Here is a 26,408-nt window from a genome sequence, read left to right as displayed (position 1 = left end):
GGGAGAGTAGGACGCCGCCGGACAATCTTTGTTGGGAGGGCCACCCCGTTTGGGGTGGCCTTTCCGCGTTTCCGGGGGGTTTTCCCGGAAGGTTTCCCGGGTGTGTTGTTGGTGGGGTGTGCCCCGGTTGTGGTTGGCCGGGGCTTTCGCATGTCCAGGGGCCGTTTTCCAGGGGGGCACGCGGCAGGGGCCGCGGGTAGGTCGCGGCGTGGAGCCGGCGCGCTCTCGCCCCGGCCGATGGCTAGGGTTACGGGAGTGACCGAGCGAATCATCCGCTTGCTGGCCCGCCACCTGCCCGGCTACGCGGTCAGAACCGTCGAACGGCTGGGCGAGGGACAGGACAACGCGGCGTACGAGGTCAACGGTGAGTTGGTCGTGCGGCAAAGCAAGATCGGCGATTCGGCTCCCCAGAGCGATTCAGCTTCCCAAAGCGATTCAGCTCCCCACGGTCACCCGGCTCCCCACGAGGATGCGGCTCCGCGCCGTGAGGCGGTGCGTCGAGAGGCGGCGTTGCTCGCCGTCGTGAGCGAGCTGTCGCCGCTGCCGGTGCCGCGGCCGGTTTTCGTGGACGAGGAGGCGGGCGTCCTCGCGTACCGCAAGCTGCCCGGCCGTCCGCTGAACCTTCATCCGGTGGCGGAACCCTCGCGCCTGGCGGCTCCCCTGGGCGGTTTCCTCAGCCGGGTCCACGCGGCGCCGGTGGAGCGGATGGAAGCGCTCGTGTCGCGTGACACCTATCCGATGAGCGAGCTTCTGGAGGAGGCCGAAGAGCACTTCCGGGACATCGCGGCCCACCTGCCGCCAGCCGCCCGGCGGACGGTCGAGGACTTTCTCGGCACCGCGGCCCCCGCGGAGCCCGTCGTGCTGACGTTCTGCCACAACGACCTGGGCAGCGAGCACCTACTGGTGGACGTCGAGGCGTGCGCCCTGACGGGCGTCATCGACTGGACGGACGCGGCCATCGCCGATCCCGCGTACGACCTGGCGCTCGTCTACCGGGACCTCGGACCCGACGCCTACGAGCGGACGCTGGCGCATTACCAGGGCCGCCATGACGACGCGGACCACGAGCGGGCGGTCTTCTACGCGCGGTGCGCGCTGCTGGAGGACGTCGCGTACGGCCTGCGCACAGGCGCCCGGCCGTACGCGGACGCCGGCCTGGCCCACCTCGACCGCACCTTCTCCTGAGAAGCGCACACCTCTCTCCCGAGACAGGCACGCCTCCTCCTGAGACCGGACGCTCTCACCCGCTGACCAACCGGTACCCGACTCCTCGGACGGTCTGGATCATCGTGTCCTCCACGTCGCCGAGCCGCGCGCGCAGGCGCTTGACGTGCACGGCGATCGTGTTCGTGGACATCCCGTCGGTCGAGTGCCAGACGTTGCGCATGATCTGCTCGCGAGTGACCGTTCTGTCCGCGTTGCGCATCAGGTAGTGCAGCAGCTCGAACTCGCGCAGAGGCAGGTGCACGACGCGCCCGCCGACCTTCACCTGGTACGCCGTCACGTCCAGCTCCACGTCGCCGATCGTCAGCACGGTCCGGTGGCCGTCCTGCCGGCGGAAGGCCGCCTTGACGAGGGGGAGTAGCTCGGGCACACGGTACGGCCTGGCCACGCAGGCCGTCGCGCCCGCCTCCAGCGCCTGCAGGGCCTGGGCGGCGTCGCTCCCGAAGTCGATGCCGAGCAGGACGGGCACGGTCCGCATGAGCCGTACGGCGCGGACGAAGTCGACGGGGCCGACGATCGGGAGGGAGGCGCAGATCAGCACGGCGTCGGGCCGGAGCGCCCCGGCCTGCAGCAGCGCCTGGGCGCCGTCCGGTACGCCGGTCACGTCGACGCCCTCGGCCTGCATGGCCGCCGAGAGCTGCCGCACCAGACCCGCGTCCGGATCGGCCACCAGGAGCATGGGCGCCGTCCGAGTGTCCCCCTCCACTGCGGGTGCCGTCACCCAGGTCCCTCCAATGCTGTCAGCCGGAAGCGGTCGTCAGCCGAAGCGGCCCGTGATGTAGTCCTCGGTCGCCTTCTCGGCCGGATTGGTGAAGATCTTCGAGGTCTCGTCCATCTCGACGAGCTTGCCGGGCTGGCCCTGCGCGGCAAGGTTGAAGAAGGCGGTCTTGTCGCTGACCCGGGCGGCCTGCTGCATGTTGTGCGTCACGATCACGATCGTGTAGTCCTGCTTGAGCTGGGAGATCAGGTCTTCGATCGCCAGCGTCGAGATGGGGTCGAGCGCCGAGCACGGCTCGTCCATGAGCAGCACCTGCGGGCGTACGGCGATGGCGCGGGCGATGCACAGACGCTGCTGCTGACCGCCGGACAGGCCCGCGCCCGGCTTGCCCAGCCGGTCCTTGACCTCGTTCCAGAGGTTGGCGCCCTTGAGCGACTCCTCGACGATGCCGTCCAGCTGGGAACGGGAGTAACGGCCGTTCAGCCGCAGGCCCGCGGCCACGTTGTCGAAGATGGACATCGTGGGGAAGGGGTTCGGCCGCTGGAACACCATGCCGATCGTGCGGCGGACCGACACCGGGTCGACGTCCGCGCCGTACAGGTCCTGGTCTTCGAGGCGGACCTTGCCCTCGACGCGGGCGCCGGGGATGACCTCGTGCATCCGGTTGAGGGTCCGCAGGAACGTCGACTTCCCGCAGCCCGAGGGGCCGATGAAGGCCGTCACGGACCGCGGCTCGATCGTCATCGAGATGCCCTCGATCGCCTTGTGCGAGCCGTAGTAGGCGTCGAGGCCCGCGACCTCGATCTGCTTGGCCATTCCTTACCTCCTCCTCGCGGGCGAACGCCACCAGGTGATGAGGCGTGCGACCAGGTTGAGCAGCATGACGATCAGGATCAGCGTGAGCGCGCCCGTCCAGGCTCGGTTGATCGCGGTGTCCGTGGGACGGCCCGCCTGATCGAAGACGTACAGCGGAAGCCCCATCTGCGGCCCGTTGAACGGGTCGTTGTTGATGGAGTCGGTGATGAAGACGGTCAGCAGCAGCGGCGCGGTCTCGCCGGCGACGCGGGCCACGGCCAGCATGACGCCGGTCACGATCCCGGTGAAGGCCGTGGGCAGCACGACCTTGACGATGGTGCGCCACTTGGGCACGCCCAGCGCGTACGCCGCCTCGCGCAGCTCCCGGGGGACCAGGCGGAGCATCTCCTCGGCCGACCTGACCACGACCGGCATCATCAGGATCGACAGGGCGAGCGCGCCGGCGAAGCCGGAGAACGGCATGCCGAGCACGAGGATCCAGAACGCCAGGACGAAGAGCCCGGAAACCACGGAAGGGACGCCGGTCATGACGTCCACGAAGAAGCTGATCGTGCGCGACAGCCGTCCGCCCTCGCCGTACTCGACGAGGTAGACGGCGGTGAGCAGGCCGATCGGGACCGCGATGACCGAGGCCAGCAGGACCTGTTCGAGCGTGCCGATGATGGCGTGGTAGGCGCCGCCGCCGGCGTCGCGCGCCCCGATGTTGCGCATGGAGTGGGTGAGGAACTCCATGTCCAGCCGGCCGATGCCGTTCTTGACGACGAGCCACAGCACCGACAGCAGCGGGATGACCGCGAGCGCGAACGCCAGGTAGACGAGCACCTGGACGAGGCGGTCCTTGGCCCTCCGGGCCGCGGAGATGGGCTGGATTCCGGTCTGTACGGTCACGCTGCGGCCCTCGCGTACTCCTTGCGGCGGGCGATGACGAAGCGGGCGGCCATGTTCACCAGCAGGGTGATGAGGAACAGGACGAGACCCGAGGCGATCAGCGCGCCGCGGCCCACCTCGGTCGCCTCGCCGAAGCCGTTGGCGATGTTGGCGGCGATGCTGTTGCCGTAGGGGCCGAGGATCTGGAACGAGATCTTGAACGTCGCCGGGAAGATGAGCGCGACCGCGATGGTCTCGCCCATCGCGCGGCCGAGGCCGAGCATGGCGGCGCTGATGACGCCGGGCCGGCCGAACGGCAGGACCGACATCCTGATCATCTCCCAGCGCGTCGCGCCGAGCGCGAGCGCGGCCTCTTCCTGCATCTTGGGGGCCTGCAGGAAGACCTCGCGGGAGATCGCGGCGATGATCGGCAGGATCATGATCGCGAGCACGAGCGACGCGGTGAGCATGCTCTTGCCGACCACGGTGTCACCGCCGAACAGCGGGATCCAGCCGAGGTAGTCGTTGAGGAACTTCGACGGGCCGAGCATGAACGGCACGAGGAAGGTGACGCCCCACAGGCCGTACACCACGCTGGGGACCGCCGCGAGGAGGTCCACCACGTAACCCAGGACGGAGGCGAGCCGCCGGGGCGCGTAGTGCGAGATGAACAGCGCCACCCCGACCGCCACCGGGGTGGCGATGACCAGCGCGAGCAGCGAGCTCAGCACGGTGCCGAAGGCGAGCGCCCCGATGCCGAAGACGGGCTCGGTGGCGTTCGGCTGCCAGGTCAGTTCGGTCAGGAAGTGGGAGGTGTTCGCCTGGAGGGCGGGGACGGCCTTGACGACCAGGAACACCCCGATCGCGGCCATGATCGCCAGAAGGACGATACCGGCCCCGGTCGAGGCGAAGCGGAACGGGCCGTCGCCGCGGCTGCGCCGGAAGGCGGACCGGCGCATGGCCGGCCCGCTCTCCCTGGTTCTGGTTGATGTCGCCATCTGGTTAGGCGATCGCCTCGACCGCGGTGCGGACCTTGGTCAGCAGGCTCGACGGCAGCGGGGCGTAGCCGAGGCTGGTCAGCGCCTGCTGGCCCTCGTCGCTGGCGGTGTAGGTCAGGAACGACTTGACCAGCTTCGCGTCCTCGGCCGCCAGGCCCTTCTCGCAGGTGATCTCGTACGTCACGAGCACGATCGGGTACGCGCCCGCCGCCTTGGTGGCGTAGTCGATCGAGAGCTTGAGGTCGTTGCCGGTGCCCTCGATCTGGGCGGCCTCGACGGTCTTGGCGGCGCTCTCCGGGGTGAGCTCGACGAACTCACCGGAGCCGTTGGCGACCTTGGCCTTCTGGAGCTGGGAGTTCTCGGCGAAGGACAGCTCGACGTAGCTGATCGCGCCCTCGGTGCTCTTGATGCTGGAGGCGATGCCGTCCGAGCCCTTCGAGCCCTGGCCCTGCGCCTCGGCCGGCCACGCCTTCGCGGGCTCGTACGGCCAGTCGGCGGTGGCCTTGAGGAACTTGGTGAAGTTGTCGCTGGTGCCCGACTCGTCCGAGCGGTGGAACGCCTGGATGGCGGTCGAGGGCAGCTTGGCGTCGGGGTTGTCGGCCTTGATGGCCGGGTCGTCCCACTTGGTGATCTTGCTGTTGAAGATGCCGCCGATGGTCTTCGGCGAGAGCTGCAGGCCGTCCACGCCCGGCAGGTTGTAGACGACGGCCACCGGGCCGGTCACCATCGGCAGGTTGATGGCCTTGCCGGTCTTGCAGCGGGCGTCGGCCTGGGCGGGCTCGCCCTTGTCCTCCTTCAGGGCCGAGTCGGAGCCTGCGAAGGCCACCGTGCCCTGGATGAACGCCTGGACGCCGGCGCCGGAGCCGCTCGGGTTGTAGTTGATGCTGACGCCGGGGTTCGACGACTGGAAGTTCTTCTTCCACTCCGCGATGGCGTTCGCCTGGGCCGAGGAGCCGGCGGCGTTGATGGTGCCCTTCAGCGTGTCGTCGCCCTGCGCGGGAGCGGCGGCGCTGGAGGTGCCCCCCGCGGTGCTCGTGTTGTCATCGGTCCCGCATGCGGCGAGCGAGAGCACGCCGACGATAGTGGCGGCGGCGAGCCGGCCTGCATACTTCACGGTTGTTCCTCCCCATGTCTTCTTCAACACCAGGGACGGTAGGGAGCCAAGGTGACCTAAAACCTTGGTAAAGGTGAACGGGTAATGAACGCGCCCAGTCGCTCTTGTGCGACCCCAGAAGAGATAACGAGCAGGTCACGGGCGTTATGGGAGAGGATTGAGTTCATGAAGCGTGTATGTCTGGTCTGCATGGGGAACATCTGCCGGTCGCCGATGGCCGAGGTCGTGCTGCGCCGTACGCTGGCCGAACGCGGGCTCGACGTGGAGGTGGACAGCGCCGGCACCGGCGGCTGGCACGCGGGGGAGCCCATGGACGAGCGGGCCCTGGCCACGCTGGCCGACCACGGCTACGACGGCTCGTCCCACCGGGCCCGCCAGTTCGACCGGGCATGGTTCGCCGAGCGTGACCTCATCCTCGTGATGGACCGGGACAACCTGCGCGCCGTACGCCGGATCGCGCCGCCGGACGCGGACGTCAGACTGCTGCGGTCGTTCGACCCGGCGGCTCCCGAGGGCGCCGAGGTGCCCGATCCCTACTACGGCGGACGCGAGGGCTTCGTCGAGGTGCTGCGGATGGTCGAGGCCGCCTGCGAGGGGGTGGCGAAGCACCTTGAGGATCACTAGGGATCTCGGCGGCGGACACGCCTGGACGCTGCACGAAGGCGTGCTCGACGACGGCCGCAGGGTGTTCGTCAAGAAGAGCGCCGACGCGTCCTCGGTTCTCGACAGCGAGGCGGCGGGGCTGCGCTGGCTGGCCGAGCCGGGAGCGGTGGCCGTCCCCGAGGTGATCGCCGCGGACGGCGGCGCGCTGGTGCTGGAGTGGATCGACACCGCCCCCGCGACGGCCGGGGCCGCCGAGCGGTTCGGGCGTGAGCTGGCCGCCCTGCACGCCGCCGGGGCCGCGGACTTCGGCGCCCCCTGGCCCGGCTACATCGCCGAGCTGCCGATGAGCAACGAGCCCGCGCCGGACTGGCCGTCGTTCTACGTGTCCCGCCGCGTGCTCCCGTTCGTACGGCTCGCGCGCGACCGCGGCGCGCTGTCGGCCGCGGACGCGGAGCTGCTGGAGGAGGCGTGCGAGCGGGTGGCGGAGGTCGCCGGGCCGGCCGAGCCGCCGAGCCGGATCCACGGCGACCTGTGGAGCGGAAACCTGCTGTGGTCGGCGGACGGGGTCGTGCTGGTCGACCCGGCCGCCCACGGCGGCCACAGGGAGACCGACCTCGCGATGCTGGCGCTGTTCGGGGCGCCGCACCTCAACACGATCCTCGCCGCCTACCGCGAGGCGGCGCCCCTCGCCGACGGCTGGCGCGAGCGCGTGCCGCTGCACCAGCTCCACCCGCTCGCCGTCCACGTCTGCCTGTTCGGCGAGGCGTACCGCGGCAGCCTCCTCACCGCCGCGGGTGACGTCCTCGCGCTGTGACCACGGGCGGACAATTCGAAAGGATCCGTGTCAGCCGAAGGAAGGATTTATCCACGCGGATCGGAAATAGTTCGAGCTCGAGACGCCGCCGCTCTTGACGACCGTCATTTTGAGGCGGATTCGCGGCACTCCCGAGACCCGGGCGGTGATGTCCGGCGCGCTCGTATACGTAGCCGCCTGTTGCGCGACCACGTTGTCGTCAACGTCGACGACGGAGAACCGCACCCTCGCCGACGTGTTGGGTGACATGCGGTCGATTCCCACTTTCGCCGTGAACGTGGTCGCGTTCTGCGGAACGACGTAGTCGAGGTATCCGGTCACGGCGCCCGCGCTTTCGACGCGGCATGTCATGGCGGTGAACTGCTCGTCCGACCCCGCGAGGGCGACCGAGCGGTCGAGCCAGTCGTCGGTGAACCCTCCGGGCGGGCCGCAGCGCTCGACGGCGACGGCGTTCGACCGGGTCAGGAGGGCGTTTTTCCGCTCTCTGTCGCCCTGGTCGTCCTGTGCTTTCCGGGGCTGGGCTGGTGCGCTCATCGTCGGTGTTCCGGCTCGATCCACTCGTGGGCTGGGAAGGCCGCTTGCGCGTCCGGTATTTCGACGCGGTCCACGAGAAACCGGTTGGCCGTACGGTATCACAAGAGGAAAACGAATTCCCTTCGGGCCGGCCGATTTTCACCACTGATTGCGCTGAAATATCCCCTTATAAAGGCATTTTTGTGGGCAGCCCCCGCCGGGGGCCGGTGGGGCAATGGCGGAGACTGCCCGGATGATCCGCATGGCCGGGAAAACGGGCTCAGCGGGGGGACAGGCGCTTGAGGACCTCGCTGTGGAGCAGGCCGTTGGTGCAGACGAGGTTGCCGCCGTCGAGGGGCGGGGTGCCGTCGAGCGAGGTGCAGGAGCCGCCGGCCTCCTCCACGATGATCGTGAGCGCGGCCATGTCCCAGGGGGACAGCTCGGGTTCGGCGGAGATGTCCACCGCGCCCTCGGCGACCATCATGTGCGACCAGAAGTCGCCGTAGCCGCGGGTGCGCCAGCACTCCCTCGTGAGGTCGAGGAATGGGTCGAGCCGCCCGGCCTTCTCCCATTCCTCGAGGTCGGAGAAGGAGAAGGAGGCGTCGTCGAGGCGGCCGACCGAGGACACCTCGCAGCGCGTCGCCTTGCTCAGACTCCGCCCGGTCCACGCGCCGCTCTCCTTGGCGGCCCACCAGCGCCGGCCGAGCGCCGGGGCCGAGACCACGCCCACGACGACCTTGCCGTGCTCCATCAGCGCGATCAGCGTGGCCCACACGGGGACTCCGCGTACGTAGTTCTTGGTGCCGTCGATCGGGTCGACGATCCAGGAGCGCATGCCGTAGCCGGTCATGCCGAACTCCTCGCCCACCACGGCGTCGCGGGGCCGGGCCCGGCGCAGCGTGCCGCGGATCGCCTCCTCCACGGCCCGGTCGGCGTCGCTGACCGGGGTGAGGTCGGGCTTGGTGTCGACCTTGAGGTCCACGGCCTTGAAGCGGCGCATCGTGATGTCGTCGGCGGCGTCCGCCAGCAGATGCGCGAGGTGCAGGTCGTCGCGGTACTCCGTCACAGGCCCAACGTATCGTGACGCGACCTGCTCACATCAGAGGAAGGATCGCTCCAAACCATACCAGCCGGTAACATCCCGGCCATGGACATCGGCGCCTTCATGCTCGACAGCGTTCCGTTCGCGCGGCTGCTCGGCATCACGTTCGACTCGATCGGCAGCGGTCAGGCGGTCGCCCGCCTGGCCGACCGGGGAGACCTGCACAACCACGTGGGCGGCCCGCATGCCGGCGCCCTGTTCACGCTGGCCGAGACCGCTTCGGGCGCGGCCATGCTGTCGGCCTTCGGCGACCAGCTGTCCCGGGCCGTGCCGCTGGCGACCGAGGCGAGGATCGGCTACCGCAAGCTCGCCATGGGCGAGGTCACCGCCGCCGCCACCCTCCGGGCCGAGCGGGAGGCGGTCGTCGCCCGGCTGGACGCGGGGGAGCGGCCCGAGTTCGAGGTCGCCGTCGAGATCCGCAACGCCGAAGACGTCGTCGTCTCGGAGATGACCGTCTCCTGGACCCTGCGCCCCAACCGCAAGGACTGACCCCTCACTCGGCCAGGAGGTCGTCCGGTGAGGAACGGGCGAGCCCGGCGAGGGTGGCCAGGGCGTGTGCCAGCGTCTCGGCGGGGGGAGAGGCCAGGCCGAGACGGACGGCGTTGGGGGTGCGGTTGTCGCCGACGGCGAAGGCCGCCGCCGGGGTGACGGCGATGCCGTGCCGCGCGGCGGCGGCCACGAAGGTGTCGGCCCGCCATGGAGGCGGCAGCTCCCACCAGCAGTAGTAGGACCGCGGATCGCCGCGGACGGCGAACTCGCCCAGGTGGCGCGTCGCGATCTCCTGCCGGGCCTCGGCGTCCCGCCGCTTGCCCCGGCTCAGTGAGTCCACGATGCCGTCGCCGACGAGCCGGGCCGCCGCCTCCAGTGCGAACCGCGGCGACGCGGAGCCTCCCGAGTGCAGCGCCGCCGTCACGCTGGGGACGACGGCCTCGGGCACGACGGCGAACCCGACGGTCAGACCGGGCGCGAGTCGTTTGGACAGGCTGTCGACGAGGATCGTGCGCTCGGGCGCCACGGCGGCGAGCGGGGGCAGCTCGTCGCGGAGGAACGACCAGATGCCGTCTTCGATCGCGGGCACGTCCAGCCGCGCGAGCACGGCCGCGAGCTCGGCGCGGCGCTCGACCGGCATGGTGAGCGACAACGGGTTGTGCAGCGTCGGCTGGAGGTAGACCGCTCTCAGCGGAGCCTTGCGGGCGGCGGTCTCCACCGCCTCGGGCACCAGGCCCGCCTCGTCGACCGGCAGGGGCACGAGGGTGACCCCGAGCCGGGTGGCGATCGTCTTCACGACGGGGTAGGTGAGCTCCTCGACGCCCAGCCGCGCACCCGGCGGGACCAGCGCGGCGATGACGGCCGCGATCGCCTGGCGTCCGTTGCCGGCGAAGAGCAGCCGCGCCGGGTCGGGGCGCCAGCCGGCGCGGGCGAGCAGATCCGCGACGGCCTCGCGGGCATGGGCAGTGCCCGCCGCGCCCACCGGCCGCATGGACGCCTCCAGCACATCGGGGCGCAGCAGCGGCCTGATGCCGTCCCCGAGCAGGCGGACCTGCTCGGGGATGACGGGATAGTTGAGTTCGAGGTCGATCCTGATGCCGCTCGGTTCGGCCAGGGCGGTGCCGGGACGGCGGGCGGAGGCACGTACGAAGGTGCCGCGGCCGACCTCGCCGACCGTCAGGCCGCGGCGGGTCAGCTCGGCGTAGACGCGCGCCGCCGTGGAGCCCGCGATGCCGCGCCGCCGGGCGAAGTCGCGCTGCGGAGGCAGCCGGTCGCCCGGCTTGAGCCGCCCGGCCGCGATGTCCGCGGCCACCTCGTCGGCCAGCTCCCGGTAGTCCTCCACCACCGCCTCCTCACAGCGCCACGGGTGACAGTTCCACGGGTCACAGTTCCACGGTTCAGAACGCCGCGGTGAACGCATCCAAACACAAAATTGCTCCGAGAGCAATATTGAATATTGCACTCTTCATATGCGGTGCAATAGGCTGAATAAGCCGTCCGGACCGGCACGAACAGGTCGCGAAGAAAGGACGGCGTCATGGTCGAACCGAACGCGGTGCTGGGTGTCGTGTCCGTGGCTCTCGGAATGGTGCTTTCCCCGGGCCCGAACATGATGTATCTCGTGTCGCGGAGCATCAGCCAGGGACGCCGTGCCGGAATAGTCTCGTTGAGCGGAGTCGTCGCGGGATTCCTCGTTTATCTGACGGCGACGAATCTCGGCCTGGCGGCGCTGTTCGCCGCGGTTCCGCAGGTTCTCACCGTGATACGACTGGCCGGGGCGGGCTACCTGATATGGCTCGCCTGGAAGACGATCAGGCCCGGCGGCACGTCGGTGTTCACCGTGCGGGACGTGCCGCACGACCCGCCGTCCCGGCTTTTCGCCATGGGGCTGACGACGAACCTGCTCAACCCGAAGATCGCCATTCTGTATATCTCCGTCATTCCGCAGTTCGTCGATGTCGGAGCGGGAAACGTGCTGGCTCAGGGCGTCGTTCTCGGCCTTTTCCAGATCGCGGTGGCCGCGACGGTGAACCTTTCGATCGTGCTGGCCGCCGGAAGCGTCGCGGGTTTCCTGGCACACCGGCCGGCGTGGCTGCGAGCCCAGCGGATCGCCATGGGGAGCATGCTCGGAGCACTCGCCGTAATGCTCGCTTTCAGCCGGAGCGCCTCGTTCTAGTCCTCGTCGGCCTAGTCTTCGTCGGGAGAGCCCTCGCGGCTGGCGAGCAGCCGCCGCAGGGACTCGAGACGCGCGGGATCCGCGCGCCCCTCGGCGACGTAGCGGTCGAGGGCGCACTCGTCACCGAGGTGGGTGCAGCCCTTGGGGCAGTCGGCCGTGGCGTCCACCAGGTCGGGGAAGGCGGCGAGCACGGTCTCCACCGAGACGTGGGCGAGCCCGAAGCTGCGCACGCCGGGCGTGTCGATGATCCAGCCGCCTTCCGGCAGTTCCAGGGCGACCGCGGAGGTGGAGGTGTGCCTGCCCCGGCCGGTCACGGCGTTCACGTGGGACACGGCCCGGCGGGCGTGCGGCACCAGCGCGTTGACCATGGTCGACTTGCCGACTCCGGAGTGGCCGACGAGCACGCTGATCCGGTCCGCGAGCGCCTCGGCCAGGTCGTCGAGCGGGCCGCCCTTGCGCACGACCACGTACGGCACGCCGAGGGGTTCGTACAACGCGACGAGGCCGGCGGCAGGGGCCAGGTCGGCCTTGGTGAGGCACAGCAGCGGCTCGATGTCGGCGTCGTAGGCCGCGACGAGCATCCGGTCGATCATCCGGGGGCGCGGCGGGGGATCGGCGAGCGCGGTGACGATGACCAGTTGGTCGGCGTTGGCGACGATGGGGCGCTCGATGTCGTCCACGTCGTCGGCGCTGCGGCGCAGCATCGAGGTGCGCTCCTCCACGCGGACGATGCGCGCCAGCGTGTCGGGCTGCCCGGTCACGTCGCCCACCAGCGCCACGCGGTCGCCCACCACGATGCCCTTGCGGCCGAGCTCGCGGGCCTTCATCGCCACGACAAGCGTGCGCTCGCCCCGCCGTTTCTTCGGTGTCGCCGAGCGGGGGACGCCCTCGCCGACCAGGCAGGTGTAACGCCCGCGGTCGACGGCCACCACGAAGCCCTCGACGGCCTCACTGTGGGCAGGCCGGATCCGGGTCCGGGGCCGTGAGCCCTTGCCCGGCCTGACCCTGACGTCGTCCTCGTCGTAATGCCGCTTTCTCAGTGCCCGCGCCCCGATCGCCTGGCGAGGACCGTCCCGCCGCCGTGCCTACCGCTTCGCTCGCTCATGCCACATCCTCGCCTGGCGGCTCGGATTCGCATGAGCGAATCGCGCTGTGTCTACCGATTCGCTCGCTTCGCTCGCTCATGCCCGGTGCTCCCCGCTGCCCAGCATCGCGGCCCACATGCGGGGGAACTCGGGCAGCGTCTTGGCGGTCGTCGCGATGTCCTCGACCTCGACGCCCGGCACGATCAGGCCGATGACCGCGCCCGCCGTGGCCATGCGGTGGTCGGCGTAGGAGTGGAAGACGCCGCCGGTCAGCGGCCGGGGGTGGATCTCCAGGCCGTCGTCGGTCTCCCGGGCGTCGCCGCCCAGCCGGTTGATCTCCGTGGCCAGGGCGGTGATCCGGTCGGTCTCGTGCCCCCGGATGTGCGCCACGCCCCGGATGCGGGACGGCCCGTCGGCCAGCGCCGCGAGCGCGGCGATCGTGGGGGTGAGCTCGCTGACGTCGTGCAGGTCGGCGTCGATGCCGCGCACCCTGCCCTCGCCGGTCACCCGCAGGCCCTCCGGCACCCGCTCGATCCGCGCGCCCATCTCGGCGAGCAGCCCGCGAAGCGCGTCGCCGCCCTGCGTCGTCTCCTCCGGCCAGTCCGGCACGAGGACGGAGCCCCCGGTGACCAGGGCCGCCGCGAGGAAGGGAGCGGCGTTGGACAGGTCGGGCTCGACCGTGACGTCCCTGGCCAGGATCGGGCCGGGCTGCACCCGCCACACGTCGCGCTCTGAGTCGTCGACCTCGACCCCCGCCTGGCGCAGCATCTGCAGGGTCATCTCGATGTGCGGCATCGACGGGACGGGCGGGCCGCTGTGCCGCACCGTCACGCCCTTCTCGAAGCGCGCGGCGGCCAGCAGCAGGCCGGAGACCATCTGCGAGGAGACCGACGCGTCGAGGGTGACCTCGCCGCCCGGGATCGGCCCGCGGATCGTGAACGGCAGCGCGTCGTTGTCCACCGACGCGCCGAGCGCGCGCAGCGCGCCCAGGATCGGGCCCATCGGCCGCTTGCGCGCGTGCGGGTCGCCGTCGAAGAAGACCGGCCCGTCGGCCAGCGCGGCGACCGGGGGCACGAACCGCATCACGGTCCCGGCCAGCCCGACGTCGACCGACACCCCGCCGCGTACGGGATGCGGGGTCACCGACCAGTCCACGCTGTCGGCGCTCTCGTTGGACGGCGTCATCTCGGCGCCGAGCGAGCGCAGCGCCGCCGCCATCAGGTCGGCGTCGCGGCTGCGCAGCGCGAGCCGTACGGTGCCGGGGGCGTCGGCCAGCGCGGCGAGCAGCAGCGCACGGTTGGTCACCGACTTCGAGCCGGGCAGGCGGACCGTCGCACGGACCGGCTCGGCGGCCACCGGGGCGGGCCAGAGCGGTGCGGCGGCGTTCTTCTCGACGCCGTTTCGATCGATGCCGTGCGGTACGGCGCCGCCGGACGCGGACTGCGGAGAGGCCATGCCGCAAGCTTAGTGCGCGCACGCTCGTCCGCACCGTCGTGAGAGCGCGTGCGGCCCGCGCGAGTGGCAGTCTTGGTGACATGTGCGGGAGGTACGCGTCTGCGCGCAAGAAGCAGGAGTTGCTGGAGGAGTTCCAGGTCGAGCTGGACGGGGTGCCCGACCAGGTGCCCGGCGGTGAGCTCCGGCCCGACTACAACGTCGCGCCCACGAAGAACGTCTACGCGGTCATGTGCCGCGTGCCCAAGGACGACGGCGGCGAGAGCCCGGGCGACGAGCCCGTCAGGCAGCTGCGGGTGGTCCGGTGGGGACTCGTGCCGAGCTGGGCCAAGGACCCGTCGGTGGGCTCGCGGATGATCAACGCCAGGGTGGAGACCGTGGCGGAGAAGCCGTCCTACCGCAGGGCGCTGAAGTCGCGGCGCTGCCTGATCCCGGCGGACGGCTACTACGAGTGGATGCCGCTGGAGGGCAAGAAGAAGCAGCCGTTCTTCATCCACCCCGCCGACGGCGGCGTGCTCGCGATGGCCGGCCTGTACGAGTTCTGGAAGGACCCCACCCGTCCGGACGACGACCCGCTGAAGTGGCTGTGCACCTGCACGGTGATCACCACCACGGCGACGGACAAGCTGGGCCGCATCCACGACCGGATGCCGATGATGGTCGAGCGCGACCGCTGGACGGAGTGGCTCGACCCGCGGGTGACCGACCCCACCGGCCTGCTCGTCCCGGCCGGCCCGGACCGGCTCGAGGCGTACGCCGTGTCGGACGCCGTCAACAGCGTCCGCCACAACGGTCCCGAGCTGATCGAGCCCTTGGAAGGGGACGACGTCCCGCGCCTGTTCTGACCGCTCCAGGAACAGGACGTTCCGGCTCGGATCCGGGCGGGGCCGTTCTCGCCGTCCTATGGCGGACAACGCGGGGACCTCGGCGGCGATCCGCGACCTCGGGGGCGGCGACAACGTCCGCGCGGCCTTCTTCCTCGGCACGACGCACCTCGTCGGATTGCCCCCGCGCCGGTGAGCCCGCGCCACTCAGTCCGGCCGGTGAGCCCGCATCCGGGGCGGCTGCCGAGCAGGTCAGGGGTGTAAGCATCGCGCGAAGTGGGCATCCGTTCGAGAAAGCGGTCGCACGGAAGGTGACCGGCCGCCGACCGACCAGGAGACCGGGGGCTCCTGGAAGGGTGACTCCCCCACTCCCGGAGGTGCGGATCCGTGGACGTCGCGACCGCGCGTATGCGCCTGGAAAGCATGCTCGCCGAGCTCGACCGGTCGATCAGGGTGCTGCGCGGGGATCCGGCCGCCGGGCGCGACAGGTCCCTCGCGGACGCCGGAGCCGACCTCACCGACGCCGACAGGACCCGGGCCATGCTCGACGCCGCGTCCCGGCAGCGTACGGCCGTGCTGGCCGCGCTGCGGCGGCTGGACGACGGCGGTTACGGCCGCTGCGTCGACTGCGGCACGCTCGTGCCCGAGGGCAGGCTGGAGGCCCGCCCCGAGGCGGCTCGCTGCGTGCAGTGCCAGTCGCGGGCCGAGCGCCGCCGGTGACCCTCCCGATCGCCGCCCGAGCGCCTGTCCGAGCGGCGTTCGGGAGAGCGTTCACAACGGCTTGCGGGCGCTGGCCACGAGGTGGATGCCGACGGTGTCGTCGCCGTCGGCCTGGGTCTCGAGCTCGGTGCGGACCAGCCAGGACAGCGACTTGCTCTCCGTGCTGAGCACGTGGTCGACGGTGGAGGGGGACAGCACGGTGCGCGGCCGCACCCACTCCACCTCCAGGCCGGCGCCGGTGATCAGCTCGCGGATCTGCTGGCTGGTGAAGCAGCGGGTGATGCTGCCGTCGGGCCAGGGGATGAGCATGACCTCGCCCGTCTGGCACAGGTGCGCCCAGTAGTTCTGCTCGGCCAGGATCGCCATCCCGAGGACCAGCGAGTCGACGCACAGCAGCGCGCGCCCGCCGGGCCGCAGCACCCGGGCCACGTCCTCGATGACGGACTCCGCCATGATCTCGACCGACAGCACGCGCTCCTCGGCGATCACACCGTCCACGCAGCCGTCGGGCAGGAAGCCGAGGTTGTCGGCGCGCACCTTCTGTATACGGTCGGAGGCGTCGCGCAACCACGGCTCCGCCGGCCTGCGGAAGTCCAAGACCTCGATCACCCGGTGACCGGCGCGCGCCGCCTGGGCCGGCCACCGCCCCCGTCCGCCGGACAGGTCCAGCAGCAGGGACGGGCGGCCGGGCAGCCACTGGCGCAGCTGTTCGGCGACGACCGCGTGATAGAAGGTCCAGTACGGCCCGAGTGTGCCCGAGCCGTTGAGTTCGTTGGCCGGTATAGGCAGCACGAGCGACTCCTGGACTCTGGCTGCCCCGCGCATGGGCGTGCGGCAGCGAAACTCGGTTTCCGGGCTACCAAGCCGGTGCCTACTTTTTTCCCCGCACCGGGTCGTTCGTCACCTCAATCTGCACCGGGAACAGACTCTACGCCCGCCCTGTTGCAGTTGGGCATGAAGACGTTGGTGCTGCCAGAAGGCCTCGACGGGCTGGACGTTGCCGGGCCGGTATCCTCGGCTGGGTACGGTGTCCTTAAGGGGGTGGGTCCGGTCTCCAAGACAGCCGAGGAGACTCTGGAGCAGCGCAGCGAGCGGTTCGAGCGCGACGTCATGCCGTTTCTCGACCAACTGTACTCGGCGGCGCTCCGGATGACCCGAAACGCAGCGGATGCGGAGGATCTCCTGCAGGAGACCTTCGCCAAGGCCTTCGCCTCCTTCCACCAGTTCCAGGAGGGGACGAACCTCAAGGCCTGGCTCTACCGCATCCTCACCAACACGTTCATCAACAGCTACCGGAAGAAGCAACGGGAGCCCAAGCAGGCGGGCACCGAGGAGATCGAGGACTGGCAGCTCGCGCGGGCGGAGTCGCACACGTCCAGCGGGCTGAAGTCGGCCGAGATCGAGGCGCTCGAGCACCTTCCCGACAGCGACGTGAAGGACGCTCTCGCCGCGCTCCCCGAGGAGTTCCGCATCGCCGTCTATCTGGCGGACGTGGAGGGCTTCCCGTACAAGGAGATCGCCGAGATCATGGGCACGCCCATCGGGACCGTGATGTCGCGCCTCCACCGGGGCCGCCGGCAGCTGCGCAACCAGCTCGAGGACTACGCGCGCGACCGCGGCCTCGTGCGGTCGGACTCCCGCGGCGCGGGTCTCGGCGGGACGCTTGGCGAGGAGGAGCGATGAGCTGCGGGAACCACCACGACACCCCGTGTAGCGAGGTGCTCGACCGGGTGTACACCTACCTGGACGGCGAGCTGGACAGCGAGCGCATCGCCGAGATCAGGAAGCACCTCGACGAGTGCTCCCCATGCCTGGGGGAGTACGGCCTCGAGGAGGCCGTCAAGCGGCTCGTGGCCAAACACTGCGGGTGCGACCCCGTGCCGCAGGACCTGCGCAGCAAGGTGCTCACCCGGATCGAGCAGGTACGCGCCCAGATGGCGGAATAGCCCCGATCCACGGAAGGCGTGATCGGGCCGTGCCGGGGCAATGCTCGTTAGGATCTTCCGTTACAGGCCGGGAAGGGCGGGGACATGCGGGCACTGGTCACGGGCGGGGCGGGGTTCATCGGGTCCACCCTCGTCGATCGGCTGTTGGAGGACGGCCACGAGGTCGCGGTGGTGGACGACCTGTCGTCCGGCCACGTGCGCAACCCCGACGCCCCCCTCCACGTCATGGACGTGCGCGACCCGGCGCTCGCGGAGCTCGCCGAACGCTGGCGGCCGGAGGTCGTCTGTCACCTGGCCGCGCAGATCAGCGTGCGCAGGAGCGTGGCCGACCCGGTGACCGACGCCAGGATCAACGTCGAGGGCACGGTGAACGTCCTGGAGGCCGCCCGCCGCGGCGGGGCCCGCAAGGTCGTCTACGCGTCCTCGGTCGCCGTCTACGGCAGGCCGGCCGCGATCCCGGTCCCGGGCGACGCCCCCACCGATCCCCGCTCGCCGTACGCCGCCTCCAAGCTTGGCGGCGAGCTGTACCTCGCCACCTACCGGGCCCTGCACGGGCTCGAATACACCACGCTCGTGCTGTCGAACGTCTACGGGCCGCGCCAGTCGCCCGAGGGCGAGGCCGGCGTGGTGGCGATCTTCACCGACGCCCTGCTGGCGGGAAAGCCCACGGTCGTGTACGGCGACGGCTCCCAGACGCGTGACTACGTCTTCGTGGAGGACGTGGTGGACGGCTTCGCCCGCGCCTGCGGGCCGCACGGCGACGGCCGCCGCGTCAACCTCGGCACCGGCGTCCAGACCACCGACCGTGAGCTGCACAGCCTGATCGCCGCGGCGGCCGGAGCACCCGACGAGCCGCGCTTCGAGCCTCCTCGCATGGGCGACCTGCCCGCGATGGCGGTCGACCCCACTCCGGCGTACGAGGCCCTCGGCTGGCGTCCCCGGCACGATTTGCCCACGGGCCTCAAGGCCACCGTCGAATGGGCCCGCCAGGCGCTCGTCTGATCGCGCGCCGGTTGAACCGCCGGCCATGGCGGGACGTCTCAGCGGTGTGATGCGTTCGCGCCCGACCGCCGTCCTCGTCGTCGCCGCCGCCGTGTGCGCGGGAGCCGTACTGGCCGCGTGCGCTCCGGAGCCGAAGGCGGTGCCGGACGCGTGCCCGCAGCGCTGGGGCGGCGCGGGCATCGGCGGCTGGGTGCCCGCCGCCGCGGACGTGGACGGCGCGGACGAGTCGCTGGTGCCCGGCTCGCCCGTCCGGGCGCTGATCTGCGCCTACCCCGGCAGCAACACCGATCCGGGCGGCGAACCGCTGGGCGGGTCGCGGACGCTGACGGACCAGGCGGCGGCGATGGCCCGCGACCTCGCGTACCTGCCGGTGACCACCCAGGAGGCCGACGGGCCCTGCACGCTGGTGGGGGGACCCATGACGAACTACCTGGTCCGGTTCGCCTACGCCGACGGCTCGGCGCTGTGGGTGGGCAGCGCCGAGGAGGTGAACTCCTGCGTCTCGACGACGAACGGCACGGTCCGGACCCGCTCGTACGTCGGGAAGGCCCTGACCGCCGCCTACCAGGAGGGAACGTGGCGGATCACCCGGCCGACGCGGTCGGCGACGTCCGTCGGCTGATGGCCCGGCTCGCCCCGTGAGAAGGCACCGACATACCGGTGCAATTGCACGCGGTGTGATGGCTTGGTTACGGTTTGGCTGCGATGGTCGCGACATCCCGGACCGGCCGCCGGCCCTTCTGTAGCCTGAGTGCGACATCGACGTGGAGGCGGCGCAATGCTTGGGAAGACCGTCGTCAGGCTGATAGTGGCGCTGGCGCTGCTCACTCCGGTGGTGGCTCTGGCTGGTCTCGCGGCCGGCACCCCAGGGATTTCCTGGACGTAGTCACTGCCCGTGGGCCGGCCCATCAGGGCCGGCCCACGGGTCCGATCCGCATTCAAGGTGGCCGCAATGCGGGAACTTCCGTGGCCCGCCAGGGTCTACTTCGTCGCACTCGTCGGAACCGCCGGTCTCGTGATCACGCGTGGTCTCCTCGCGCATCACGGGCTCGTGGCGGAGGACTGGTCGGCGCTTCTCGTCCTGGCGCTGCTCTTCCTGCTCTGCGAGTCGGTGCCGACGCTGCTCAACGTGCCGCACGTCGCGGTGTCGGTGAGCTTCTCCGCCGCGCTGGCCGCCGTGGTGCTCGTCGGCCCGGAGGGCGCGGCCCTGGTCGGCCTGGCCGCGGTCGTGAGCGTGCGCCCCGGCCTGCCGATGGTGAAACGGCTGTTCAACGGCGCGCAGTACGCCCTGTGCGGGTACGCCGCCGGGTGGGCCTACGAGAGCGCGGGGGGACGGGCCGAACTGCCGGAGCCGGCCGACTTCCCGGGCATCCTCGTGCCCTACGCCGCGGCGACGGTGGTCTTCGTGGCCGTCAACTTCGCGCTGACCGCGGTCATCCTGCGGTTGGCGTCCGCGGTGCACAGGGACCAGGTCTCGCTCCGGGCGATGGTGCAGTTCCTGAGTTCCTACGTCGGCTTCGCCACCTTCGGCCTGCTGATCGCGGCCCTGTGGTCGACGGTGCAGTCGATCTCGGCCGTGCTCGTGCTGCTGCCGCTGTTCGTGGCCCGGTGGGCGCTGGGGCACTATCACGCCGAGCAGCGGGCGTACGACGCGACCATCGCGGCGCTGTGCCAGGCGGTGGAGACGAAGGACTACTACACGCGCGGGCACTGCACGCGGGTCTCCGCGGCCTCCTCCCTGATCGCCGAGGAGATCGGGATGGGCACCGAGCGGCTGCGCGCGATCCGCTACGCAGGAATGCTCCACGACGTGGGCAAACTCGGCGTGCCGACCAAGGTGCTGCAGAAGGACGGCCGCCTGACCGAGGAGGAGTACGCCGCGATCCAGCTTCACCCGATGCGCGGGCTGGAGATCGTACGGGGAATCGACTTCCTGGACGAGGCGTTCGCCGGGATCATGCACCACCACGAACGACATGACGGGAAGGGCTACCCGATGGGCCTGGCCGGCTCGGAGATCCCGGAGTTCGCCCGGATCATCGCGGTGGCCGACGCGTTCGACTCCATGACCTCCGACCGCTCCTACCGCAAGGCCAAGTCGATCGAGTTCGCGGTGGCCGAGCTGCGCAAGAACGCGGGGACCCAGTTCGACCCCGACATGGTGTGCGCGTTCGTCAAGGCGCTCGACCGGCACGGCTGGGATATGGCGCAGCCGGTGCCCGTCCCGCCGGACGACGCCGCCGTGGTGACCACCGTGAAGGACCACGACGACCCCACGACGCCCATCCAGGTGGTGTCGGAGCGGTGAGGGAGCGTCGGCTGACGGCCAGGCCGGTGGGGCTCGACTCGGGCCAGCTCCTGCTCATCTGCGCCGCCGGGATGCTGACCGTGGCGGGGATCGCCCACACCACGGCGGAGGGCCTGACCGATCCGCGGGTCGCCATCGGGTTCGGCGCGCTCATCGCCGCCGGTGAGCTGGCCCGGCTCACGATGCCCGGCAACCGCGAGGTCGCCCCGATCTCCACCGCCGCCTCCCTCGGGTACGCCCTGCTGCTCGACGTGGGCGGACGGCCGGCGCACCACTCGGCCCTGCAGGTCGTGGCGGTGATGTCGGTCGGCATGATCGCGGGCGGGCTGCCGCACCTGGCGGTAGGCCGGCCGCCGCGTCTCGACGCGATGGCCCGGCGGCTGCTCGCCGGGTCGCTGCTCGCCTTCGCCTACCGGCCGCTCACCGGCCCGCTGGGGGAACTCTCGCGGGACACGGCCGAGCGGCACGGCAACTGGTGGCCGGCGCTCGGCGTGATGGCGGTGCTCGTCACGGTCATGCTCGCGGCCGACGTGGTGATCGCGGCCATGCTCCGGGCCGACCAGGTCAGGACCGCGTTCGTCGTGGCCGTACGGGACGAGATCAGGATGGCCGCGCCGCTCGGCGCGGCCGTCGCGGCGTCGGGCATCCTGCTCGCGCTCGCCTCGCACAGCATGGACATGACCGCGCTGCCCGCGTTCGCCGCGCCGCTGCTCGTCACGCAGGTGGCGTTCCGCAAGTACGCCGGCATCCGGGCGACCTACCTGCAGACCGTGCGCGCGCTGAGCCGGGTCACCGAGGTCGGCGGGTACGTCGAGCCGGGCCACTCGCGCCGCGTCAGCCAGCTGTCGGTCGCCATCGGCAGGGAGCTCGGCATGGCGGAGCCGCAGCTGCTGGAGCTGGAGTACGCCGCGCTCATGCACGACATCGGCCAGCTCTCGCTGCGCGACCCGATCCCCGGCGGCGCGACCGTGCTGGCCGACCCCGCGCAGGCGCGGCGGATCGCCGAGCTGGGCGCCGAGGTGATCAGGAAGACCGGCGTCCTGCACGGCGTCGCGGAGATTGTCCGGCGGCAGTGCGACACGCTCGGCGAGTCCCCGCCGATGGCAAGCCGCATCATCAAGGCCGCCAACGCGTACGACGACCTCGTGGGCGGATCGACCGACAGGGACCGCGCCGCGGCGGCTCTGGAGCGGCTGCGTCTCGACGGCGGGTCGGCCTACGACCCCGGAGTGGTGGAGGCGATGGCGCGCGTCGTCGACCGACTCGTGCTCGTAACGCGCTTGTAGCAGACGTAGCATCGGAACGCTTCCAACGGCACGCCGGGCCCGTCGTCGTTGTGGCGACCCTACAGATTCGGCCCCCGCGTTCAGTCGGAACGGTCGGAGGGACGGAGCGGGGGATCACCCTAGAGTTGGGTGCGTGTTCGACTCAGTTCTCGTCGCCAACCGTGGTGAAATCGCGCGCCGGATCATCCGCACGGTGCGGGGCATGGGGCTGCGCGCCGTCGCGGTCCACTCCGAGGCGGACGCCGATCTGCCGTTCGTGCGTGAGGCCGACGACGCCGTGCTCCTCGGCCCCGCGAATCCGGCCCAGAGCTACCTCGACATCGACAAGGTCCTCCAGGCCGCCCGTACGACGGGAGCGCGGGCGGTCCACCCCGGATACGGGTTCCTCGCGGAGAACGCCGCGTTCGCCCGTGCGGTGATCGACGCCGGTCTCGTCTGGATCGGCCCGGACCCCAAGGCCATCGAGCAGATGGGCGACAAGATCAACGCCCGCAACCTGATGGAGTCGGCGGGTGTGCCGGTCGCCGCCGGGACCAGGGAGCCGGTCTCCGACCTCGCGCAGGCCGGGCGAGCCGCCGAGGAGATCGGGTTCCCCGTGATGGTGAAGGCGGCCGGCGGAGGCGGCGGAATCGGCATGGGCGTCGCCCGCGACGAGGAGTCGCTGGCCAAGGCGTTCGAGCAGGCCTGCCGGGCGGCCGCCCGCTTCGGCGGCGAGCCGGCCATCCTGCTCGAGCGCTACATCGAGCGGGCCAGGCACGTCGAGGTGCAGATCCTCGGACTCGCCGACGGCACCGTGGTCGCCCTGGGCGAGCGCGACTGCTCGGTCCAGCGGCGCCACCAGAAGGTCGTGGAGGAGAGCCCGTCCCCCGGCGTCACCCCGGAACTGCGCGAGCGGATGCTCGCGGCGGCCGTACGGGCCGGGGAGGCCGTGTCGTACCGCGGCGCGGGCACGGTGGAGTGCCTGGTGGACGCGGACGCCCAGGACTTCGTCTTCCTGGAGATGAACACCCGGCTCCAGGTGGAGCACCCCGTCACCGAACTGGTCACCGGCCTCGACATCGTGGAGCATCAGATCCGTGTCGCGGCGGGCGAGGTCTACTCCGTCGAGCCGCGGGTGAGCGGCCACGCGATCGAGTTCCGCGTCTACGCCGAGGACCCCCGCAGGTTCCTGCCCGGCCCTGGCAAGATCGGTGTATGGGAGGAGCCGGCGGGCGAGGGGGTGCGCATCGATTCGGGATACGCGGCGGGCAACACCGTCACGCCGTTCTACGATCCGCTGATGGCCAAGCTCTGCGTCGTCGGCGCCACCCGCGAGGAGGCGCTGGAGCGGGGCCGGCAGGCCGTCGCCGGGTTCCGCATCGAGGGCCCGAAGCACAACCTGCCGTTCTGCGCCGAGTTGCTCGACCATCCCGAGTTCGTGAGCGGGGACTACGACACCGGGCTGGTCTCCCGGATGAGAAAAGCCTGATCTGCTGAATTGAGTTGAGGGGAGTTCCCGCGTGGCCGAGGTGCGCGCCGAGATGGTGGCGAACGTCTGGAAGATCGTTGTGAGCGAGGGGGAGGCCGTCGAGGAGGGCGACACCCTTGTGATCCTGGAGTCGATGAAGATGGAGATCCCCGTCCTCGCCGAGGACGCCGGGACCGTCTCGAAGCTTCACGTGCAGGAGGGCGACGTCGTCCAGGAAGGAGACGTCATCGCCGTCATCGAGTAGAGCGGGCCGGGTGTTCAGAGACGGGACAGGAACCGTTCCCGGTCGACGACGACCCGCTCGATCGTGCCCGTGGCGACCAGGGCCCCGGTCTTGTCGACGGCCCTGACCGAGAAGACGAGCCGCCTGCCGTCCACCTCCGTGAGCTCGACGCCGATCTCGACGTGCATCCCGACCGGGCTGGGCAGACGGTGCTCGAGCAGCACCCTGGTCCCCACCGTGGTCTGCCCCGGCTCCAGGTGATGCTGGACGGCCTTGACCGTGGCTCCCTCGGCGAACGACAGCAGCCGCGGCGTGCCCAGCACCGGCACGTCGCCGCTGCCGACCCGGATCGCCGTGTCCTCGCGCTCCACCATGATGAGGACCTCGGCGCGCAGACCTGGAGCAACACTCATGCGGGTCAGCCTATTGGCTCGTCATTCCGCGGACGCCTGTGGAGACCGCGAGGCAACTAAAAGGGGCCCGGAAGCGTCTTAGTTGGCAGCGGGGACTCCATGATGCTTTCCCGGCGGCGGAGGCGGGCAGCGGTTAGGGTGGTGCACTGTGGACCTCTACTGCGATCACTGCGGCCGTCCGGCCGGGAACGGTGATCACGCGGCCTGCCTGGCCGCCAGGGCGATGGAGCCACCGCGTTACTGCCCGCACTGCCGCCGCCGCATGGTCGTCCAGGTCACGCCCACGAACTGGACGGCTCGGTGCTCGGTGCACGGTAGTACGGGCGGGTAACAGGTAGGCTCGACCTTCGATCCCCCGAGCCTGGATCCCTTGCGCGTACAGGGTTCCGTGAACTTGTCGTTATCTGCCCGCGACACGAACCTGCTTTGTTGGACACCTTCGGGGGTCGATTTGACTTAGGGGGTACGGGGCGCAAATGGTGGCCCAAGGCATGACCCTGGCTGGGCGTTACCGGTTGGACGCCCGGCTCGGCGCCGGGGGCATGGGCGAGGTATGGCGTGGTGAGGACACTGTCCTCGCCCGCACCGTCGCCGTCAAGGTGCTTCTCCCCGGTCGTCTCGACGACCCCGGATTCGCCGTCCGCTTCCAGGGCGAGGCCCGCGCGATGGCGACCGTGAACCACCCCGGCGTCGTCGACGTCTACGACTACGGGGTCACCGAGGTCCCCGGCGACGGCTCCACCGCGTACCTGGTCATGCGGTTCGTCGACGGCGAGCCGCTCGACCGCCTGCTGATGCGCCTCGGGCGCATCGGCGCCGAGCCCGCGATGGAGCTCATCGCGCAGGCGGCCTCCGCCCTCCAGGCCGTGCACGAGCGGGGGATCGTGCACCGGGACGTCAAACCGGGCAACCTGCTGGTGCGGTCCGACGGCACGCTGGTGCTGACCGACTTCGGGATCGCCCGCGCCGACCAGGGCAGCCGCCTCACCGACGCCGGAATGGTGCTCGGCACCGCGGCCTACTGCGCGCCGGAGCAGGCCGAGGGCGCTCCGGTCACGCCCGCCGTCGACATCTACGCGCTGGGCGTGGTGGCGTACGAGTGCCTGGCCGGGCAACGTCCCTTCGACGGCGACTCGCCGGTGACGATCGCGCTCAAGCACATCCGCGAGGAGCCGCCGCCGCTGCCGCCGGACGTGCCGCCCGCCGTCCGGGCCATCGTCGAACGGGCCATGTCGAAGGACCCTGCCCGCCGCTGGCCGTCCGCCGCCGCCATGAGCCAGGCCGCCCGGCAGTCGGTGCTGCCGCCCGGTGTCGGAATGCCCGGCACGGCGGTCCCGGACGCCGCGGCCGCGTACGGCCCGCAGGGCATCGCCGGAGGGGGCTACGGCCCGCAGGGCGTCACCGGGGGCCCGACCGCCACGGGCATGGGGGCGCCGCCTCCGCCCACGGGCCCGGCCACCCAGGCAGGTCCCTACCCGGGCGGGCCGGAGGCCGTCCCGGCCACCGGTGCGACCTACCGCGTCACGCGAGAGTCCTGGAACGACGCCCCGGCCGTGCCGCCGGCGACCGTCGCCTCCCCGCAGCAGGGCTCCCGTACGGCCCGGCGCGCGGCGCAGCGGTCCAGGAAAGGCCGGGGGATGCCGGTCGCGGCCGGCGTGGCGGGGTTCGCGGTCGTCGGCGGCCTGGCCGTCCTCGGCATCAACATGGCCTCGGCGGGGTCCACGACCCCGGAGTCGCCCGCTCCGTCCCTGACGGTGCACACCACCGACCCGCCGACACCGTCGCCCACGCGGACCTACTCGCGGCCCCCCGCGAGGCCCTCCCAGGACGTGCCGGTGTCGCGGCCGAGCCCGACCAAGACGAAGCCGAGTCCCACGCCGAGCCCGACTCCCAGCCCGTCGCCGAGCCGCACCGCCTCGCCGACGCCCTCGCCGAGCTCGACCAAGGGCATGGTCAAGGTGCCTCAGCTCAAGGACCTGCCCGAGAGCTCCGCGCTGGCGCGGCTCAACATGCTGGGTCTCACCCCGAAACCCGTCTACGACGGCGAGGGGGAGTGCAAGGGGACGGTCGTCAGCCAGAAGCCGGCGGCGAACACGCTCGTCAAGGAGGGCACGGCGGTCACGTTCACCGTGAAGAAGGACTGCCCGCCCCCCTCGCCAACTCCGTCGCCCAGCCCGGCCGCGACCCGCTCTCCCGCATCGTCCTGAGGCCCGCCGGACCGGAGCCCCGCGCGACGGACGTACGCGG

The 26,408-nt window shown here is 71.1% G+C and carries 28 protein-coding genes; 16 read left to right on the top strand and 12 right to left on the bottom strand.

Annotation, left to right across the window (positions count from 1 at the left end):
* Nucleotides 1-255 precede the first annotated feature (255 nt).
* Entirely contained in the window at nt 256-1,185 is a 930-nt protein-coding gene (locus ABZ860_RS36935; protein WP_357229656.1) for a phosphotransferase, read from the top strand.
* Nucleotides 1,186-1,240: 55 nt separating this feature from the next.
* On the opposite strand, the gene ABZ860_RS36930 is transcribed toward ABZ860_RS36935, so the two are convergent.
* The 5 genes from ABZ860_RS36930 to pstS are packed head-to-tail and all read right to left on the bottom strand — an operon-like array spanning nt 1,241 to nt 5,737.
* Complete coding sequence (locus tag ABZ860_RS36930) at nt 1,241-1,945, bottom strand: response regulator transcription factor (RefSeq protein WP_357229654.1); 705 nt, start codon at nt 1,943-1,945, stop codon at nt 1,241-1,243.
* A 36-nt stretch (nt 1,946-1,981) separates the two neighbouring features.
* A complete protein-coding gene (pstB, locus tag ABZ860_RS36925; protein ID WP_357229652.1) occupies nt 1,982-2,758 on the bottom strand; it encodes a phosphate ABC transporter ATP-binding protein PstB in 777 nt (258 codons plus the stop codon).
* Between the two features lie 3 nt (nt 2,759-2,761).
* Nucleotides 2,762-3,646 carry a phosphate ABC transporter permease PstA gene (gene pstA, locus ABZ860_RS36920; RefSeq protein WP_357229650.1) on the bottom strand — a complete coding sequence of 295 codons (885 nt, stop codon included), beginning with the start codon at nt 3,644-3,646 and terminating at the stop codon, nt 2,762-2,764.
* On the bottom strand, nt 3,643-4,623 hold the full coding sequence (pstC, locus tag ABZ860_RS36915) for a phosphate ABC transporter permease subunit PstC (RefSeq protein WP_079316266.1): 981 nt from the start codon (nt 4,621-4,623) through the stop codon (nt 3,643-3,645). Before pstC ends, pstA begins: the two co-directional genes overlap by 4 nt.
* A 4-nt stretch (nt 4,624-4,627) precedes the next feature.
* Nucleotides 4,628-5,737 (bottom strand): phosphate ABC transporter substrate-binding protein PstS, encoded by a 1,110-nt coding sequence (pstS, locus tag ABZ860_RS36910; RefSeq protein ID WP_357229648.1) that lies wholly within the window; start codon nt 5,735-5,737, stop codon nt 4,628-4,630.
* 165 nt (nt 5,738-5,902) lie between these two features.
* On the opposite strand from pstS, the gene ABZ860_RS36905 reads away from it, so the two are divergent.
* Both ABZ860_RS36905 and ABZ860_RS36900 read left to right on the top strand, forming a co-directional pair.
* Nucleotides 5,903-6,361, top strand: coding sequence for a low molecular weight protein-tyrosine-phosphatase (locus ABZ860_RS36905; RefSeq protein ID WP_357229646.1), 459 nt, complete (start codon nt 5,903-5,905; stop codon nt 6,359-6,361).
* A complete protein-coding gene (locus ABZ860_RS36900; protein ID WP_357229644.1) occupies nt 6,348-7,154 on the top strand; it encodes a fructosamine kinase family protein in 807 nt (268 codons plus the stop codon). The genes ABZ860_RS36905 and ABZ860_RS36900 overlap by 14 nt, the downstream gene beginning before the upstream one ends.
* Before the next feature lie 30 nt (nt 7,155-7,184).
* On the opposite strand, the gene ABZ860_RS36895 is transcribed toward ABZ860_RS36900, so the two are convergent.
* Together ABZ860_RS36895 and hisN are read right to left on the bottom strand one after the other, a co-directional pair.
* A complete protein-coding gene (locus tag ABZ860_RS36895; protein ID WP_357229642.1) occupies nt 7,185-7,688 on the bottom strand; it encodes an NPCBM/NEW2 domain-containing protein in 504 nt (167 codons plus the stop codon).
* Between the two features lie 259 nt (nt 7,689-7,947).
* Entirely contained in the window at nt 7,948-8,733 is a 786-nt protein-coding gene (gene hisN / locus ABZ860_RS36890) for a histidinol-phosphatase (RefSeq protein ID WP_357229640.1), read from the bottom strand.
* An 81-nt stretch (nt 8,734-8,814) separates the two neighbouring features.
* Here hisN and ABZ860_RS36885 point away from each other — a divergent pair, with 81 nt between their 5' ends.
* Entirely contained in the window at nt 8,815-9,258 is a 444-nt protein-coding gene (locus ABZ860_RS36885) for a DUF4442 domain-containing protein (RefSeq protein ID WP_357229638.1), read from the top strand.
* A 4-nt stretch (nt 9,259-9,262) separates the two neighbouring features.
* Here ABZ860_RS36885 and ABZ860_RS36880 read toward each other — a convergent pair whose 3' ends face one another.
* Nucleotides 9,263-10,600, bottom strand: coding sequence for a PLP-dependent aminotransferase family protein (locus ABZ860_RS36880; protein ID WP_357229636.1), 1,338 nt, complete (start codon nt 10,598-10,600; stop codon nt 9,263-9,265).
* Between the two features lie 195 nt (nt 10,601-10,795).
* Here ABZ860_RS36880 and ABZ860_RS36875 point away from each other — a divergent pair, with 195 nt between their 5' ends.
* Nucleotides 10,796-11,434, top strand: a complete 639-nt coding sequence (locus ABZ860_RS36875) for a LysE family translocator (RefSeq protein WP_357229634.1) — start codon at nt 10,796-10,798, stop codon at nt 11,432-11,434.
* 11 nt (nt 11,435-11,445) lie between these two features.
* Here ABZ860_RS36875 and rsgA read toward each other — a convergent pair whose 3' ends face one another.
* Nucleotides 11,446-12,474 (bottom strand): ribosome small subunit-dependent GTPase A, encoded by a 1,029-nt coding sequence (gene rsgA, locus ABZ860_RS36870; protein WP_357229660.1) that lies wholly within the window; start codon nt 12,472-12,474, stop codon nt 11,446-11,448.
* Nucleotides 12,475-12,615: 141 nt separating this feature from the next.
* Nucleotides 12,616-13,974, bottom strand: coding sequence for a 3-phosphoshikimate 1-carboxyvinyltransferase (gene aroA / locus ABZ860_RS36865; protein WP_357229632.1), 1,359 nt, complete (start codon nt 13,972-13,974; stop codon nt 12,616-12,618).
* An 80-nt stretch (nt 13,975-14,054) separates the two neighbouring features.
* On the opposite strand from aroA, the gene ABZ860_RS36860 reads away from it, so the two are divergent.
* Together ABZ860_RS36860 and ABZ860_RS36855 are read left to right on the top strand one after the other, a co-directional pair.
* Complete coding sequence (locus tag ABZ860_RS36860) at nt 14,055-14,816, top strand: SOS response-associated peptidase (RefSeq protein ID WP_357229630.1); 762 nt, start codon at nt 14,055-14,057, stop codon at nt 14,814-14,816.
* A gap of 366 nt (nt 14,817-15,182) precedes the next feature.
* Complete coding sequence (locus ABZ860_RS36855) at nt 15,183-15,515, top strand: TraR/DksA family transcriptional regulator (protein ID WP_357229628.1); 333 nt, start codon at nt 15,183-15,185, stop codon at nt 15,513-15,515.
* Between the two features lie 51 nt (nt 15,516-15,566).
* Here ABZ860_RS36855 and ABZ860_RS36850 read toward each other — a convergent pair whose 3' ends face one another.
* Nucleotides 15,567-16,307, bottom strand: a complete 741-nt coding sequence (locus tag ABZ860_RS36850; RefSeq protein ID WP_357229626.1) for a methyltransferase domain-containing protein — start codon at nt 16,305-16,307, stop codon at nt 15,567-15,569.
* A 249-nt stretch (nt 16,308-16,556) separates the two neighbouring features.
* Between ABZ860_RS36850 and ABZ860_RS36845 the strand changes: the two genes are divergently transcribed.
* The 8 genes from ABZ860_RS36845 (at nt 16,557) to ABZ860_RS36810 (ending at nt 23,769) form a co-directional block, all read left to right on the top strand.
* Nucleotides 16,557-17,198, top strand: coding sequence for a sigma-70 family RNA polymerase sigma factor (locus tag ABZ860_RS36845; RefSeq protein WP_142565707.1), 642 nt, complete (start codon nt 16,557-16,559; stop codon nt 17,196-17,198).
* Nucleotides 17,195-17,461, top strand: coding sequence for a mycothiol system anti-sigma-R factor (gene rsrA, locus ABZ860_RS36840; RefSeq protein WP_357229624.1), 267 nt, complete (start codon nt 17,195-17,197; stop codon nt 17,459-17,461). The genes ABZ860_RS36845 and rsrA overlap by 4 nt, the downstream gene beginning before the upstream one ends.
* Before the next feature lie 84 nt (nt 17,462-17,545).
* Complete coding sequence (locus ABZ860_RS36835; protein WP_357229622.1) at nt 17,546-18,463, top strand: NAD-dependent epimerase/dehydratase family protein; 918 nt, start codon at nt 17,546-17,548, stop codon at nt 18,461-18,463.
* A gap of 25 nt (nt 18,464-18,488) precedes the next feature.
* Entirely contained in the window at nt 18,489-19,085 is a 597-nt protein-coding gene (locus ABZ860_RS36830; protein WP_357229620.1) for a hypothetical protein, read from the top strand.
* 330 nt (nt 19,086-19,415) lie between these two features.
* Nucleotides 19,416-20,771: an HD-GYP domain-containing protein gene (locus ABZ860_RS36825; RefSeq protein WP_357229619.1), complete on the top strand. Its 1,356-nt coding sequence runs from the start codon at nt 19,416-19,418 to the stop codon at nt 20,769-20,771.
* Nucleotides 20,768-22,057 carry an HD domain-containing phosphohydrolase gene (locus ABZ860_RS36820; RefSeq protein WP_357229617.1) on the top strand — a complete coding sequence of 430 codons (1,290 nt, stop codon included), beginning with the start codon at nt 20,768-20,770 and terminating at the stop codon, nt 22,055-22,057. Before ABZ860_RS36825 ends, ABZ860_RS36820 begins: the two co-directional genes overlap by 4 nt.
* 133 nt (nt 22,058-22,190) lie before the next feature.
* A complete protein-coding gene (locus tag ABZ860_RS36815; RefSeq protein ID WP_357229615.1) occupies nt 22,191-23,525 on the top strand; it encodes a biotin carboxylase N-terminal domain-containing protein in 1,335 nt (444 codons plus the stop codon).
* A gap of 31 nt (nt 23,526-23,556) precedes the next feature.
* The gene (locus tag ABZ860_RS36810) at nt 23,557-23,769 is read left to right on the top strand and encodes a biotin/lipoyl-binding carrier protein (RefSeq protein ID WP_357229613.1); all 213 of its coding nucleotides are present in this window, start codon (nt 23,557-23,559) and stop codon (nt 23,767-23,769) included.
* Between the two features lie 14 nt (nt 23,770-23,783).
* Here the strand turns inward: ABZ860_RS36810 and ABZ860_RS36805 are convergent, their stop codons facing one another.
* Nucleotides 23,784-24,161 (bottom strand): hotdog domain-containing protein, encoded by a 378-nt coding sequence (locus ABZ860_RS36805; RefSeq protein WP_357229611.1) that lies wholly within the window; start codon nt 24,159-24,161, stop codon nt 23,784-23,786.
* A 491-nt stretch (nt 24,162-24,652) separates the two neighbouring features.
* On the opposite strand from ABZ860_RS36805, the gene ABZ860_RS36800 reads away from it, so the two are divergent.
* On the top strand, nt 24,653-26,368 hold the full coding sequence (locus tag ABZ860_RS36800) for a serine/threonine-protein kinase (protein ID WP_357229609.1): 1,716 nt from the start codon (nt 24,653-24,655) through the stop codon (nt 26,366-26,368).
* Nucleotides 26,369-26,408 lie beyond the last annotated feature (40 nt).

Origin of the sequence: Microbispora sp. NPDC046973, assembly GCF_040644495.1 — a bacterium.
In the GTDB taxonomy this organism is placed as follows: Bacteria; Actinomycetota; Actinomycetes; order Streptosporangiales; family Streptosporangiaceae; genus Microbispora.
Note: the sequence above shows the minus strand (reverse complement) of the source record. Positions and strands in the feature narration are given on the sequence as shown.

What these genes read in the sequence shown, in the direction of transcription:
- aroA (WP_357229632.1), bottom strand. Translation starts at nt 13,974, where the DNA reads ATGGCCTCTCCGCAGTCCGCGTCCGGCGGCGCCGTACCGCACGGCATC.
- ABZ860_RS36835 (WP_357229622.1), top strand. Translation starts at nt 17,546, where the DNA reads ATGCGGGCACTGGTCACGGGCGGGGCGGGGTTCATCGGGTCCACCCTC.
- ABZ860_RS36860 (WP_357229630.1), top strand. Translation starts at nt 14,055, where the DNA reads ATGTGCGGGAGGTACGCGTCTGCGCGCAAGAAGCAGGAGTTGCTGGAG.
- pstC (WP_079316266.1), bottom strand. Translation starts at nt 4,623, where the DNA reads ATGGCGACATCAACCAGAACCAGGGAGAGCGGGCCGGCCATGCGCCGG.
- ABZ860_RS36895 (WP_357229642.1), bottom strand. Translation starts at nt 7,688, where the DNA reads ATGAGCGCACCAGCCCAGCCCCGGAAAGCACAGGACGACCAGGGCGAC.
- pstB (WP_357229652.1), bottom strand. Translation starts at nt 2,758, where the DNA reads ATGGCCAAGCAGATCGAGGTCGCGGGCCTCGACGCCTACTACGGCTCG.
- ABZ860_RS36885 (WP_357229638.1), top strand. Translation starts at nt 8,815, where the DNA reads ATGGACATCGGCGCCTTCATGCTCGACAGCGTTCCGTTCGCGCGGCTG.
- ABZ860_RS36825 (WP_357229619.1), top strand. Translation starts at nt 19,416, where the DNA reads ATGCGGGAACTTCCGTGGCCCGCCAGGGTCTACTTCGTCGCACTCGTC.
- ABZ860_RS36805 (WP_357229611.1), bottom strand. Translation starts at nt 24,161, where the DNA reads ATGAGTGTTGCTCCAGGTCTGCGCGCCGAGGTCCTCATCATGGTGGAG.
- ABZ860_RS36905 (WP_357229646.1), top strand. Translation starts at nt 5,903, where the DNA reads ATGAAGCGTGTATGTCTGGTCTGCATGGGGAACATCTGCCGGTCGCCG.
- ABZ860_RS36875 (WP_357229634.1), top strand. Translation starts at nt 10,796, where the DNA reads ATGGTCGAACCGAACGCGGTGCTGGGTGTCGTGTCCGTGGCTCTCGGA.
- ABZ860_RS36830 (WP_357229620.1), top strand. Translation starts at nt 18,489, where the DNA reads ATGGCGGGACGTCTCAGCGGTGTGATGCGTTCGCGCCCGACCGCCGTC.
- ABZ860_RS36800 (WP_357229609.1), top strand. Translation starts at nt 24,653, where the DNA reads ATGACCCTGGCTGGGCGTTACCGGTTGGACGCCCGGCTCGGCGCCGGG.
- rsrA (WP_357229624.1), top strand. Translation starts at nt 17,195, where the DNA reads ATGAGCTGCGGGAACCACCACGACACCCCGTGTAGCGAGGTGCTCGAC.